Origin of the sequence: Arthrobacter sp. Soil736 (genome assembly GCF_001428005.1) — a bacterium.
Lineage (GTDB): Bacteria > Actinomycetota > Actinomycetes > Actinomycetales > Micrococcaceae > Arthrobacter.
This window is the reverse complement of sequence record NZ_LMSB01000024.1, coordinates 16,946-31,467: the sequence shown is the minus strand read 5'-3', so window position 1 is coordinate 31,467 and position 14,522 is coordinate 16,946. Positions and strand designations below refer to the sequence as shown.

8 protein-coding genes and 2 pseudogenes are annotated in these 14,522 nt (G+C 64.2%); 3 read left to right on the top strand and 7 right to left on the bottom strand.

The features are described 5' to 3' along the window. Nucleotides 1-179 precede the first annotated feature (179 nt). Entirely contained in the window at nucleotides 180-2,636 is a 2,457-nt protein-coding gene (locus tag ASG92_RS14960; protein WP_157372229.1) for an ATP-dependent Clp protease ATP-binding subunit, read from the top strand. A 338-nt stretch (nucleotides 2,637-2,974) separates the two neighbouring features. Here the strand turns inward: ASG92_RS14960 and ASG92_RS14955 are convergent, their stop codons facing one another. From ASG92_RS14955 to ASG92_RS14935, 5 genes and pseudogenes are all read right to left on the bottom strand, one after another. Further along, a complete protein-coding gene (locus ASG92_RS14955) occupies nucleotides 2,975-4,951 on the bottom strand; it encodes an aconitate hydratase (protein ID WP_056629725.1) in 1,977 nt (658 codons plus the stop codon). A gap of 449 nt (nucleotides 4,952-5,400) precedes the next feature. Continuing rightward, nucleotides 5,401-5,703, bottom strand: a complete 303-nt coding sequence (locus ASG92_RS14950; protein ID WP_056629724.1) for a hypothetical protein — start codon at nucleotides 5,701-5,703, stop codon at nucleotides 5,401-5,403. A gap of 181 nt (nucleotides 5,704-5,884) precedes the next feature. Next, nucleotides 5,885-6,148 (bottom strand): annotated as a pseudogene (locus tag ASG92_RS14945) (p-hydroxycinnamoyl-CoA synthetase); the annotation flags it as partial. Nucleotides 6,149-6,511: 363 nt separating this feature from the next. Then, entirely contained in the window at nucleotides 6,512-7,198 is a 687-nt protein-coding gene (locus ASG92_RS14940) for a hypothetical protein (RefSeq protein WP_056629717.1), read from the bottom strand. A gap of 1,385 nt (nucleotides 7,199-8,583) precedes the next feature. Then, the gene (locus tag ASG92_RS14935; RefSeq protein ID WP_056629716.1) at nucleotides 8,584-9,915 is read right to left on the bottom strand and encodes a DUF2254 domain-containing protein; all 1,332 of its coding nucleotides are present in this window, start codon (nucleotides 9,913-9,915) and stop codon (nucleotides 8,584-8,586) included. 683 nt (nucleotides 9,916-10,598) lie between these two features. On the opposite strand from ASG92_RS14935, the gene ASG92_RS14930 reads away from it, so the two are divergent. Both ASG92_RS14930 and ASG92_RS14925 read left to right on the top strand, forming a co-directional pair. Beyond that, nucleotides 10,599-11,294 (top strand): hypothetical protein, encoded by a 696-nt coding sequence (locus tag ASG92_RS14930; RefSeq protein ID WP_056629714.1) that lies wholly within the window; start codon nucleotides 10,599-10,601, stop codon nucleotides 11,292-11,294. Nucleotides 11,295-11,938: 644 nt separating this feature from the next. Continuing rightward, nucleotides 11,939-13,108: a glutamate--cysteine ligase gene (locus tag ASG92_RS14925; protein ID WP_240987148.1), complete on the top strand. Its 1,170-nt coding sequence runs from the start codon at nucleotides 11,939-11,941 to the stop codon at nucleotides 13,106-13,108. Between the two features lie 126 nt (nucleotides 13,109-13,234). Here ASG92_RS14925 and ASG92_RS27400 read toward each other — a convergent pair. Beyond that, nucleotides 13,235-13,520: pseudogene (locus tag ASG92_RS27400) on the bottom strand (polyphosphate kinase 2); the annotation flags it as partial. Nucleotide 13,521: 1 nt separating this feature from the next. After that, a partial coding sequence (gene ppk2 / locus ASG92_RS14920) for a polyphosphate kinase 2 (protein ID WP_157372232.1) occupies nucleotides 13,522-14,336 on the bottom strand: 815 nt, incomplete at its 3' end. Nucleotides 14,337-14,522 lie beyond the last annotated feature (186 nt).

Sequence of the window (14,522 nt, the reverse complement as noted above, 5' to 3'; positions counted from 1 at the left end):
CAGATTAGGGTTTCGAGAACCGTTTCCGAGCACAAAACGTGCGGCGTGGCGTCGCGGTCTGCCTTCCTGGCGTTCTCATAACCTACCTCTCGGCGAACACCCCATGAGGGCCCGCAGCGACGTAGCATCAAGGTAGGAGACAGCCAGGAGTGTGGCGAAATGTTTGACGTCGCGTAGTTGTGCTTGCCCAAGAAGAGGCACGCATGCTGAACCACAATTACATTGGTACCGAACACATCCTCTTGGGTCTGATCCACGAGGGTGAAGGCGTTGCTGCAAAGGCGCTTGAGTCCTTGAGCATTTCGCTCGACGGCGTCCGCGAGCAGGTACAGGAGATCATCGGCCAGGGCCAGCAGGCGCCCTCCGGCCATATCCCCTTCACGCCCCGCGCGAAGAAGGTGCTTGAGCTCGCACTCCGTGAAGCCCTGCAGCTGGGCCACAACTACATCGGTACGGAGCACATCCTGCTCGGCCTCGTCCGTGAGGGTGAGGGCGTTGCGGCTCAGGTGCTGGTCAAGCTCGGAGCCGACCTCACCCGGGTCCGCCAGCAGGTCATTCAGCTGCTTTCCGGCTACCAGGGCAAGGAAACCACCGGCGCGGGCGAGGGCCCGGGTCAGGCAGAAGGCACCCCTGCCGGTTCCGTGGTCCTGGACCAGTTCGGCCGCAACCTGACGCAGGCTGCGCGCGAGAATAAGCTGGACCCGGTGATCGGGCGCGAACGGGAAATGGAACGCGTCATGCAGGTCCTTTCCCGCCGTACCAAGAACAACCCGGTGCTGATCGGCGAGCCCGGCGTCGGCAAGACCGCCGTCGTCGAAGGCCTTGCCCAGGCGATCGTCCGCGGCGACGTCCCGGCGACCCTCAAGGACAAGCAGATCTACACCCTTGACCTGGGATCCGTCGTGGCCGGCTCCCGCTACCGCGGTGACTTCGAAGAGCGCCTCAAGAAGGTCCTCAAGGAGATCCGGACGCGCGGGGACATCATCCTGTTCATCGACGAAATCCACACCCTGGTCGGTGCAGGTGCCGCCGAAGGTGCGATCGATGCTGCCTCGATCCTCAAGCCGTTGCTGGCCCGCGGCGAACTCCAGACCATTGGTGCCACCACGCTGGACGAATACCGCAAGCACATCGAAAAGGATGCCGCCCTGGAGCGCCGGTTCCAGCCGATCCAGGTTCAGGAACCCGCTGTGGCCCACGCGATCGAGATCCTCAAGGGGCTGCGCGACCGCTACGAGGCGCACCACCGGGTCACTATCACCGACGGCGCACTGGTCGCCGCCGCGAATCTCTCTGAGCGTTACATCTCGGACCGCTTCCTGCCGGACAAGGCAATCGACCTCATCGATGAAGCCGGCGCCCGCCTCCGCATCCGGCGCATGACAGCCCCTCCGGAGCTGAAGGCCCTTGCAGAAAAGATTGCCGTCGTCAAAGGGGAAAAGGAGTCTGCCATTGACGCCGGGGACTACGAGGGGGCCGCTTCGCTACGCGGCAAGGAGCAGAAGCTCATTGCCGAACGTGCCGAGAAGGAGCGCCACTGGAAGACCCACGGCGTGGATGACATGTCGGAGGTGGACGAGGACCTGATCGCCGAGGTGCTGGCGAACTCTACGGGCATCCCCGTCTTCAAGCTGACCGAGAAAGAATCCTCGCGGCTGCTGAAGATGGAAGACGAGCTGCACCAGCGCATTGTGGGCCAGGACGAAGCGATTAGGTCGGTTTCGCGGGCTATCCGCCGCACCCGTGCCGGCCTGAAGGACCCCAAGCGTCCGGGTGGCTCGTTCATCTTTGCCGGCCCCACCGGCGTCGGCAAGACCGAGCTCGCCAAGGCCCTCGCCGAGTTCCTCTTCGCCGACGAAGACGCTCTGATCAGCCTGGACATGTCCGAGTACTCGGAGAAGCACACGGTATCGCGGCTCTTCGGCGCCCCTCCGGGCTACGTCGGATACGACGAGGGCGGGCAGCTGACCGAAAAGGTCCGCCGCCGACCCTTCTCCGTGGTCCTGTTCGACGAAGTGGAAAAGGCCCACGCGGACCTCTTCAACTCCCTCCTGCAGATCCTGGAAGACGGCCGCCTGACCGATAGCCATGGCCGGGTGGTGGACTTCAAGAACACCGTGATCATCATGACCACGAACCTCGGCACCAGAGACATCTCCAAGAGCGTGGCCACCGGCTTCCAGTCCGGCACGGACACGCAGACCGGCTACAACCGGATGCGTGCCCGCGTCACGGAAGAGCTCAAGCAGCACTTCCGCCCCGAGTTCCTCAACCGCGTAGACGACGTCATCGTCTTCCCCCAGCTGACCCAGGACGAAATCATCCAGATCGTGAACCTGATGATCGGCCGTCTGGAGAAGCGCCTTGCGGACAAGGACATGGGCATCGAACTCACCACCGCGGCCAAGGTCCTCCTGGCCACCCGAGGCTACGATCCCGCCATGGGCGCGCGCCCGCTGCGCCGCACCATCCAGCGCGAAATCGAAAACCAGCTCTCCGAGAAGATCCTCTTCGGCGAGCTCCACTCCGGCGACATCGTGGTGGTGGACGTGGACGGCGAAGGAGACGACGCCAAGTTCACCTTCACAGGAAACACCAAACCCCGGATCCCGGACGCACTGCCCGCCGGGACCTGAACGGTTCCACCACGCCGGTCACACTGATCAGCGTGAAAGACACCGCGTTGCTTGCCGGAACCAACACGTTCGATACCCGCATCGCCGCTCCCGTCACCTGCCTCGTGGACGGACAAGACGCTAACCCGTCCACAAACCCCGTGAACTACATAACGGACAACAGCCGGAGGACTAAAGATATCGGCCGATTATGGCATGCCACTTCTGCATACTGAACACGGAGCCGGCTGGTGCGGAAGCGTGTGGACTTCGTTCAGGGCGGCGGCGGCCATGTTGGCGCGCGTGCAAATGCCCCGGCCTGTTGTAGGCATCGGGTCGTGACCCAGAGACTAAAGTCTTTAAGCATCGCTGGCGTCGCGTGCTTTTCGCTCGCGCAGCCAGGGGATGAGACCACCCGCAAGGAGCATGTCAACCTGACGCGTCGACAGTCCGTGCCGCACAGGGTAGGCCTCATCGCGGGTCTCGTTGCGCACGAGGATCGCCGTGCCGGTCACGAGCGCCTCGCGTGTGCCTGTCAGTAGGAGCACATCGCCTTGCTGGATCCGATCATGGTCGGCAGGATTCGTGAATTCGAGTGCGAGGACGCCGAAGTTGGCTAGGTTCTGCCAGTGGATTCGAGCGAACGAGACGGCCACTACTGCGCGCAGTCCGAGGAAGCGCGGGGTGATCGCGGCGTGCTCTCGCGAGGATCCCTGGCCGTAGTTGGCGCCGGCGACCACTATGTGACCGGACGTGTCGCGGGTTTGGGCGACGCGGGCAGGGTAGGTTTCGTCGATCCGGGTAAAGGTGAATTCGGCGAGCTTCGGGATGTTGCTTCGGTAGGGCAAAACGCGTGCACCGGCCGGCAGGATCTCATCGGTCGAGACATCATTCCCCATGACCATGGCGACCGGCGCCTCGATGCGATCGGCGAGCGGCCCGAAGATCGGGAGCGAAGAGATGTTTTCGCCCTTGACCAGTGTCACTTCGGATGCTTCCTCCGGCGGCAAAGGCTTCTCGAGCATCGTCAGGTTCACGCTCGACACCGCGGGCAGTTCGAGCTCGGGGTACTCCAGGTCGTAGAGCTCCCGCAGGTCTCGCGGGTCGGTGATCGTCCCCGTGAGTGCGGCCGCAGCGGCCGTCTCGGGCGAGCACAGGTAAACCGAGTCTTCCTGGGTGCCCGAACGGCCCGGGAAGTTGCGCGGCATCGTGCGCAAGCTGTTCGTTCCGTTCGCGGGAGCCTGGCCCATGCCGATGCAGCCCATGCATCCCGATTGATGCAGCCGGGCGCCGGCTCTGATGAGATCGAAGGTCGCGCCCATTTTTGTCAGGTCCTGCAGGATCTGCCGGGAGCTGGGATTGACGTCGAAGGACAAGCCGGGGTGGGACTGCCGCCCCTTGGTGATTGCGGCGACAATCGCGAAGTCGCGGAGCCCCGGATTCGCGGAGGATCCGATCACGACCTGCTCCACCGGCCTGCCGGCGACCTCCCGCACCTGAACGACATTGCCCGGCGAGCTGGGGAGCGCGATGAGCGGCTCGATTGTGGAGAGGTCAATCTCCTCGGTCACGTCGTAGGTGGCATCGGTGTCGGCGAGAAGTTCGGCGAAATCGCCCTCGCGCTGCTCGGAGCGCAGGAAGGCCCGGACCTGATCGTCGGCCGGGAAAACCGTCGTCGTTGCACCCAGTTCGGCGCCCATGTTGGCGATCACGTGCCGGTCCATCGCGGTCAGTGTTGCGAGGCCGGGGCCGTGGTACTCGATGATCCGGTTAACGCCACCATGGACGCCGTGCCGACGCAGCATTTCGAGAATGACATCCTTGGCGCTTGTCCACGGCGGCAACTTTCCAATGAGCCGCACGCCCCAGATCTCCGGCATCTTGAGGTAGAGCGGTTCGCCCGCTATCGCCAGGGCCACCTCGGTGCCGCCGACGCCGATAGCCAGCATCCCGAGCGAACCTGCGGCCGGGGTGTGGCTGTCGGAACCGACCATGGTCTTGCCCGGAATGCCGAACCGCTGCATGTGGGTTGGGTGAGACACGCCGTTGCCGGCCTTCGAGAACCACAGACCGAACCGACGGCAGGCGGAGCGGAGAAAATCATGGTCCTCCGCGTTCTTGCTGTCGGCCTGCAAGAGGTTGTGGTCGACGTACTGCACGGACACCTCAGTGTGTGCGCGGTCGAGCCCTAGCGCCTCCAGCTCAAGCATGACCAGGGTTCCGGTCGCGTCCTGGGTGAGGGTCTGGTCAATGTGCAGACCGATCTCTGACCCCGGAATCATCTCCCCCGTAACCAGATGCGATGCGATGAGCTTCTGGGCGACGTTGTATGCCATGGTGAGCGTCCTTAGTCGATAGAGCTTCCCCGGAGACCCGTCGTGTAAGGAACGGGCCCCGGGGCAAGCCGCTTATCCCAAACGTAGCCCGCTGATGGCGCCGGGACCAATAGTAGGCATCGGACCCTGCAACCCCGGCAGTCCGGGCCGGCCCTGCACCGTGAAATCGGCTCACGCACACACATGGACAGTGCCGCGGGCTATGGCGAACGCCGCGCCTTCCTGTACGACACAGAACGCGTCCAACCATCGGGCTTGGTCGGTGAAATCGTGCTCCCGCCCATCGAGGCCGATCCGGAGCACAGTTTGCCCGCACGCCGTACTTCGCCGGTTTCAGCCGGCCCCGGAACTCTCCCCCATGTGATGATGCGGAACGAGCCGCGGAATTATGCCGGATCCTGCCAGAAGGTATTGTCCGGAGACCGTGATTCGACAGCGCAGAACAAGGGTTAGGGGGCGGCTAACTTCTCGATGGCGACCGTCTCGATGATTCTGGTCGATGGCTCACCGACCAACACAGGCGCCGTCACACCGGTTTTCCACGTGTCGTTCTGCAGCCGGCCCAGGAAGTCGACAGCGGCCTCCTGCGTATCAAAATCCATCTCCAGCATCACGTAGTCCTCCTGGTCGAGCGGACGCGAGATCCGGTATGACAGCACCCCTGAAGCGGCGCGGTTCAGTGGGTCACTATCAAAAGCCCTCCTCCACATGCCGAAGTCCCGGACCTGGTGTTCGATCTGCAGGGTAATCATGGGGGTGCTCCTGTCGACGGTTCTACACGCCCAACCTTAGGCCCGGAAGGCCGCATCAAGTAAGGCGACGGGCAGGAGTGGCATTCCGCAGCTACGGCGCTCCCGTGCCGCCGAGGAAACTCTCCTGACGAAAATGAATCGGCGAGTAGACCGGAATCCCCGATTGGAATGGGCACGAGCATCATTCGGCAAAGTGGTTCCGAAGGTCCACTTTGCGGATCTTCCCACTGGCAGTGCGCGGCACCTCATGAACGAACACCACGGACTTGGGGATCTTGTAGCGGGCGAGCCGTCCGTCCAGGTGCGAGCGCAGCTGTTCTTCGATGAGCGTGGCGCCCTCGCGCAGGGTGACGATGGCGCGCGGGACCTCGCCCCACTTGGCATCCTCGCCACCGATCACTGCCACGCTCCCGACGACTGAAAGTTCTGCGATGGCGGTTTCGACAGATTCGAGCAAACACAAAGCGGCTGCCGCGCTCCCCATTCAGGCGGCGCGGCAGCACCCTGTTATGCGCCAGGTGCCGTCCGGAGTCGGCCCAGGGCAGATCGTCTCCAACTTCGCCATCACCCCGGTCTCTGCTGACGGAACGATTTCCTTCACCAATAATTCCGCCGGCACAGGTTAGGCCCTCGCAGACACCTCCGGCTACTAAACCTCGCCGGCCGCGGGGCAGCCCGGACCGCACCGGCTCCAGTCCATGACCAGTACCCCGGCCACCGGGGCGCTGACCACCAACACCCTCACCTGAGATGCAGGAGGGCGGATGACAGGCCGTGCGGGGAAACGCTCGCCTACACGGGGTCGCAGTCAGGACGCCGTCAGGCTGAGCAGCACGGCCTTAAACTGCTGCCCCTCCTGCGATGCCCACCACGCCCTCGCCGCGGCAACATCCCCGCACTTCTCGATGTCTTGGCTCAGCTCGACCCCGAGGAAGGGGCCGGTCCAGTTGGATGGCGCTGTCGTGGGTTCACCCGTCGGCAGCCCGCGGAGCATCCCCGGACCGTCAGGGGGAACCTCACGGACCAGGGCGAGCGTGCAGACCGTGCCGGACTCCGGGCCGGAGAGGGGCTCCTCTGCGTAAAAGGCAAACTGATACGCCGGCGTCCAGCCTGCCTGGGACAGGCCGGGGACCGCACCGGACTCGACGACCGTGCGCCGAACCGGCCAGCCGTAGTCGTAACTGCTGAAGCCGACGTCCACCGTGAACAAGGTCCGGCCCTTGGCGTCCTTAAACATGACGAACTCCCCTGTAATCGGGCCGCGGGGGGATGTTCGCGACTCGGCCGTCCACGCCGCCGGGTAGCGGAGCGAGAGCTTCTGCGTCGTGAAGGCGAACGTCTTCGTCTCAGCCGACGGAGTCGCGGTGGGCGCCGTGTCGGACGGCGCGGAGCTCGACGACGGCGGCGGGCTCGCCGAGGCGGGTCCGGCCGCCGGGGCGCCTGAGCCACAACCGGAGAGAGCGAGGGCGAACGCGAGGCCGGCTGCTGGTTCCACGATGTCCTCCTAGGATGCAATGCGATGCGAGACCAGGGAGTCCACCATCACATCGCGACGCTGTGCGGGACCAGAGGCGTTCCTATGAATCAATCAAATTGAAATGTTTCTGTGACCACAAGTCCCTGCCGCACTCACACGACAGGGCTGTTGTACGCGGATCCTCGATCAGAAGGACGCCCCAATTCCAATGGCGCGGTAACGCACCGACCGGGCAGCCAAGGCAAACGCCAGCGCAACGCCAGCCCCAAACCCACTCTGCGAGATTCAGCGGATCAAGCCCCATGAACAGTCATGACCACAGAAACAAACAACAAGCCGGCGCAACGCCACTCCCCCGGCTCCAACCAAGTCATGTCGGTCCGCTCAGGCCCCGCAATGAAGTAGCAGCATGGCAGAAAGCCGCCAAGTCCAGGAAAGGAAGGAACCGGCCACAAGCCAACGACAACTACATACCGCGCGGCTGACACCCAGTCACAGCGATCTCCAGCACAACCTGTGCACAACGTACGCACGGCCAGTGGCTCAAAAACCGCCCCTGACCTGCGGAAACACTGTGCCCGAGGTGGGACTCGAACCGCATTCCAGCCCCTGCGACACTGGGAAGTCCCGAAAACATAGGCAATCCGAGCCAGTCCGGCCGACGTACGACCGAGTCCGAAGCCCAAAGTGTGCGCATTCTACACACCCCTTTTCTGACAGATTTTGAGCAATCCCATGCGACTGCCGCGCTCCCCTGACAATGGGGCGCGGCAACTCCGTGTTCTGCGCCAGGAGCCTTCCCAAGCGAATTTCCCGCCAACTGGTTCTTGACCCGCTTGGTCCCAGCACTTCTGTGGACTCGAAATGCCTCATGACGGTTCTCCTCCTCCCTTCAGACTTCTCATGGACCGCAACGGCGGAACTCGCATGACCGGTCAACGGGGCAGCCCGGCCGATTACGATTCGGCCCGGTCATCCAGGAGAAAGTCATACCGGGCCCAGCCACCAAATCCCCGGCCCTCGGGGACCCAATAAATGTAACGGGTAACGGTGCTGCCACCAGCCGCAACGAGGACGAACCGGGCAGGCGACACCGACGCCGGGCTCTGATACGCCACAACGAATCACACCAGAGCACTAACGTCGGATATTCCACTAATTCACAAGCCACCCCCTTCTGGCCCTCTTCGAGGCTTCGGTAGCCGCGGCTGTCAGCGTGTAGTGGGCAAACAGGTCCGCCGGGCCGTCGTCGGGGGCGATGAAGCCTTAGCCCTTCTCGCTCTTGAACCACTTGACGGTGCCAGTAGCCATGGTGCTGCCTTCCTCGGGAGGCGCCGTGGCCGCACATTGCAGCCGGCGCTCGCGCCGTCCTCGCGGCGGCCCTTTGCGGTGGCCCTAGCTAGCTAAGCGGCGCCCGTCGTGTCGCCCGGGACGTCGAGGGCCTTGAGCACTGCCGCGCCTTCCGCGAGAAGAGGTTCGCGATCGGCTGGCTGGGCCACGAGCCGGGTCACATCGCTAAGGAGAGTCTCGACGTACTGCCGCACTACGGCGCGGTGGGCTGCGTCGCCGAACCACACGAGATCGCGGCACACGCGCAGCAGAGCCCGGACGACGCGAGGCTCGTTCGCGCCGTACCGCCGCACCTGTCCGAGGGCCAGATCCACGAGATAGGCGAAATCGCGAGCCGGCACGTGCAGCCTTATGGTGCCTTGCGCGTCCGCCACGGCCTGCGGGCCGTGCTGCCGGAGTGAGAGGGCCGCGAGGATCGAGCCGAGATGGTCGACCGCTTGGTTCGCGGTGTAGGGGTCGTTGATGGCGGGCGAGAGCGCCTTGGACGCGACGTCGGCGAGTTGCCGGATCCCGAAGGCGACATCCTGCTCAAGGGTCCGTTCGTAGCCAATCCGCACGCTCTGTACGAGCGCCTGGCCCAGTTCAGCGCCAGCGTCGGGGGCAAGGGGACGCTCGCCCTCGCCCGTGCTCCCCCACACCCAGGCGAGCGGGGCCCCGGCGACGACGTGTCGGCCGACCATGGGCACCATCCGGGCACTGAGGCCTCGGCTCGCGAGCGCCCCGACGAACGCCTCGACATGGAAGGCCTGGACATATCCAGACTGCGGTGCCGGCAAGGCCTTGGCGCCGGGCGGCGGGTTTGGCATGCGGAGACTGGGATCGCCCGGGACGAACGACCGCTCGATCACCTTGAGTGTGGCCGTCTCGACGCCCTTCATGACTTGGTCCACCTGGATCGAATGCGACAGATGGTGGGCGAAGAAGACGAGCATGACCATGCTCACGAACAGCAGCAGCAGTGCGCCGCTCACCGCGAGGCGCGGGTAGTCCTGAGTGCGCTGTCCGCCGGCGATGCCGACGGTGTAGAGGCCCGCCGTGCTGTACGCGAACGTGGCCATCAACGCGCTGAGCGTCACCTGGTTGGGGACATCGCGAAGGAAGTTCCGCAGCAGCCGCGGGCTGAACTGCGTCGACGCGAGCTGCAGGGCCACGACGGTGAGCCCGAGCACGACGGCGATGACCGTGACCATCGTACTCGCGATCCCGATGAGCAGGTTCCGCGCGTCGTCGGACGTCCCTTGGAATAGGAGGACGGCGAGGGGCGACTCCGCGCCGAGCTGCACCGTGGAGAGCCCCGCCCCCGCGATGAGCGCGAGGACGACGGCGCACGTCGGCATCGCCCACAGGGCACTCGCCAGATACTCCCGAACGGCCTCACGCCTCACATGTAACACTCTCGGCTCACGGTCCTCGCCGGTCAAGGGCAACGCTGCTAGGTTGTCGCCCAGTGGGGCGCGCGGGGTGCTTCCGCAAGTCAGGGGGACCCCATGAAAAACTACGACCCCACCACTACGGCCTGACCGGAAGCCCATCGCCTTGGACACCCAGGACGCCGAGCGATCACGCAAGGCACGAACCGAAATCGGAGTCGGCGTCCTCCCCTGATCTGCATCGACGAACTCGGCTATATATGCAGCTCGACCGCCACGGCGCCGAACCGCTAGGGATACGGCCTGAACCTCTCGTCACGTGGCCGACACAGCTCGCGTCAATTCCAGTTTCTTGTAGCGCATTAACGAGTACATCAAGGCCTATAACAGGTAGTCACCACCCTTATGTCGCGGATTCGCACCGGATACGATCGTTCCGCTGTGCCGGTGATTCCGGCCGAGTAATTCAGCGGCACTTCCCAATCACGCCGCAGTCAGGGCTTTGTCCCGGAATGTTCACGGCGAACGGTCTCCACCATCAGATTCTGGTGGTGCGCCACCAAGGAATACTCCAGTCGGCGGAGCACGATCTGGATAATGCGATGGTTCGGACCGCCCGTTCGGGAAAAGACGGTGTGGGCCGGCGGCGCATCTTCCGGTTGCTATTCCGCCCTCCCGCTTGAATGAAGGATCACATCATGAAAAAGGTGCTTCTCGTCTTCATCACCGTGGCCACACTAATCACAACAGCGCCGCTCACAGCCTTGGCCGCGCCCGCCGTCTCCTCTACGCCCGTGCAATTCGCGGCACAGGACAATGTCAAGGACTACAGCGCCCTGGCAGCAAAATGGTGGATATGGGGATTATCCCAGCCAACGTCGACAAACCCACTCACGGATAAGACGGGAGCGCAATGCGCCAACCAACAAACAGGGGACGTCTGGTTCCTAGCCGGCACGTTTAACACCGGTGGCAAGGAAAAACGGACCTGCACCGTTCCCGCCGGTACCAACCTGTTCTTCCCCGTCATCAATGTCGTGGACATAGAACCTCAGGCCGACCACCGAACGCCAGCCTACGTCCGCAAACTGGTCGCGAGCGTGGATGTCAAAAACAGTGCCAGCAATCTCACGGTAACTTTCGACGGCAGGGCAATCGGCCCCGACGTTGTGCAGTACGAAGAATCGCCCATCTTCTCCGTCACCCTTCCCGACGACAATATTTTCGGCGGAGCCTCCGCTGGCGCCCCCGGAGGAGTCTACGAGCCTTGCGCCGATGCCGGTTACTACGCACTGATCAAGAACCCTCTTCCTGGCGAGCACACCCTCAAGTTCACCGGAACACTCGGAGACTTTTCCATAGACATGACTTACAAGCTCACGGTCTCTCAATAGAGCACCGCCGTTCACTTCGACGCGCCGCAAATGGCTGCGGGGAGGACACCTTCGGGGTTTTCTCCGCAGCCCGCGGGATGGGCACCCTCTGCGGGCACGGGGCGATTCGAGAAGAAGAGTTCGCAGGGAGGACCGCTTGTCAACCCGCTTGGTGAATGACTTCCTCGAAGCAACAGCTCCTGACCGAACGGGACGAAAAAACGGCGGCGCGACGGACGAGTCGTTTGTCCGGACGGACGAAGATCTTCACCGACCCACTCACGTTCACATCTTCCCCGCTCCGTTCGAGGACACGATTGGGGCCTCCCCTCCAGCGTGACGGGTGCTCGGCCCAGCCAGCCGTGACATCGCAGCTCAGGCAGGACCGCCCCTGACCTGCGCTAATGCTCCGACGGTGATGCGGCCCCCCGTTGTCCAAGGCGGCACTCCGGGACTCGTCCAGAACTTCGCACCAAAGAAGCGCACCGATCGGTCAGCAGAACGTCGCCCCGGAGGCGCGGATGACGAGGCCAGATCCCGCTGCCCGCGCTTCAGTCGTGTGCCCGCTGTGCGGGACCAGAGTAAAACGGAGCACAGGGTCGGCAAGGTGCTGCAACGGTCAGGCCCTGTCCTTCACCGGCGCTTTCATCGTCCACACTTGTAACGTGCGTACTTTTGGTGTTGAGGAAGAATTCCTGATCGTGGATCCCTATAACGGCAGTCCCCTGCCCTTGGCCGGAGAAATGCTGCGGCTCCATGACCCCGGTGACCATGCGGCGGACCATCATTCTCCCCTCCCCGTGCTGGCTGTCGAGCTGCAGCAGGAACAACTCGAAGTCATCACCCGCCCGCACAACAGCCTGAGCGGGCTCGCCGCCGAGATACGGGCGGGCCGGACCTATGCAGACTCGCTCGCCCAGAAGACAGGCGCGAGGATCGCAGCCCTCGCCACCTCCCCGACGCCGGTCACGCCCCTTGCCACTCGCGGCGACCGCTACGACGCGCTGATGGAGAAATTTGCCCTGACGGCCCGGGAGCAGCTTACGGGCGGCTACCACGTCCACGTTTCCGTCGCCTCGGATGAGGAAGGCGTCGGGGTCCTCGATCGGATCAGGTCCTGGCTGCCGCCCCTCATAGCACTGAGCTCGAATTCCCCGTTCTGGAACGGCACCGACAGCGGTTATGCCAGTTTCCGCACCCAGGCCTGGAACCGGTGGTCGACCGCAGGGCCGACGGACGTTTTCGGCTCGGCCGAGGCATACCACGCGCTGGTGGCGCGGCTGTCGGGCACCGGAGTCGTCACCAGCCCCGACTTTGACGCGCGTCTGTCCGTCCGCCACCCGACCGTCGAGATCCGGGTTTCGGATGTCTGTCTGGACGCCCGGGACGCCGCCCTGATTGCGGCCCTGGTGCGGGCCTTGGTGGAGACCGCCGCCCGGGAATGGGATGCCGGGCAGGCGCCTGACTTGGTTCCTGCCGCAATCCTGCGCCAGGGTGCCTGGCGCGCCAGCCGGTTCGGCGTCCACGGGGACCTGCTCCATCCGGTGAGGCACACGCCGGACACGGCCAGGAACGTCGTTGCCGCTTTTCACGCGCACGTCCGGGACGTACTCGAGGAGACCGCGGACGCAGCCTACGTCGATCAGTCTCTGCAGAGGATCCTCAACCAGGGCACGGGGGCCACCCGACAGCGGCAGGCCTACCAGCGCAACGGCAGCCTGGCCGACGTCGTCACGCATGCCATCGACGCTACCCACGGGGAACCCGCCGAGCACCCCCTTGAGGAACTGCTCCCGAACCGGGCCGCGGATACCGCCATCGCAAGCCTAGGCTGAGCCGCGACACGCGACTGAGCGCCCTGGGCTGCCGACGGTTGCGGCACCGGAGCAGGCGTCGGCAGCCGACTTTCATCGCGCATGTGAGGTCGGGGACCTTCACGCCGGGCCATCATCCGGTCGCGATCAGTCGCCGACGGCCTCGCGGCCGCGGCGCACGATGAGCGGGTCGGGCTCGTACACGACCGAGATGTCTTTATTGTCGTAGTCGAACTGGTTCAGGAAGAAGCGTATGGCGTTGATCCGTCCCCGCTTCTTGTCGTTGGATTTGATGGTGATCCACGGCGCGTGGTCGGTGTCGGTGCGCAGGAATGTTTGTTCCTTGGCTTCCGTGTAGTCCTCCCATCGGTCCAGGGAGGCTAGGTCCACGGGGGAGAGCTTCCAGCGCCGGACCGGGTCGATTTGGCGGCTCNCCCCGCTTCTTGTCGTTGGATTTGATGGTGATCCACGGCGCGTGGTCGGTGTCGGTGCGCAGGAATGTTTGTTCCTTGGCTTCCGTGTAGTCCTCCCATCGGTCCAGGGAGGCTAGGTCCACGGGTGAGAGCTTCCAGCGCCGGACCGGGTCGATTTGGCGGATCGCGAAGCGGGTTCGTTGCTCGTGGCGGGTGACCGAGAACCAGAACTTGTTCAGGTGGATTCCGGCGTCCACCAGCATTTTCTCGAAGAGCGGCGCCTGTCCCATGAAGGTGCGGTACTCCTGGTCGGTGCAAAAGCCCATGACCCGTTCTACGTTCGCGCGGTTGTACCAGGAGCGGTCGAACATCACGATTTCTCCGGCGGTGGGCAGGTGCTGGATGTAGCGCTGGAAGTACCACTGGCCCTGTTCGCGGTCGGAGGGTTTGCTTAGCGCTACGGTGCGGGCGGAGCGGGGATCCAGGTGTTCGGTGAAGCGCTTGATGGTCCCGCCCTTGCCGGCGGCGTCGCGACCCTCGAAAACGATGACGTTCCTGAGGCCGTGGTCCTGGCCCCAGTACTGGAACTTCAGCAGTTCGACCTGCAGGCGGTACTTCTCGAGCTCGTATTCCTCCCGCGACATCCGCTCGTCGTAGGGGTAATCCTCCCGCCAGGTCTCCACCGCGGAGCCTCCCGGGTCGATGAGCTCCGGATCCTCGCCTTGCCCGCCGCGCACCACATACCCCAGCGCCACGAGACGGTCAATGGCCTCGCGCAGGTTATCCCGGACCCACCACGGATCCTCAGGGGTCCACGGGCTGCGTGCCTGCGCCATCCGGGTCTCCTTCCGGTCTCGCCGCACCGTCGACGGCAGTCTAACAGGACGGATAGACAGCCGGAGAAGAGATTTTGGAAAGGTCTCCGCACGCAATTCGACGGGGAATGATGCCTCACGGATCCTGGCAAGGGCCACTCGGCCCGCATGCGCGGCGGCCGTAACATCCGGCGCTTTGGCTGGCGC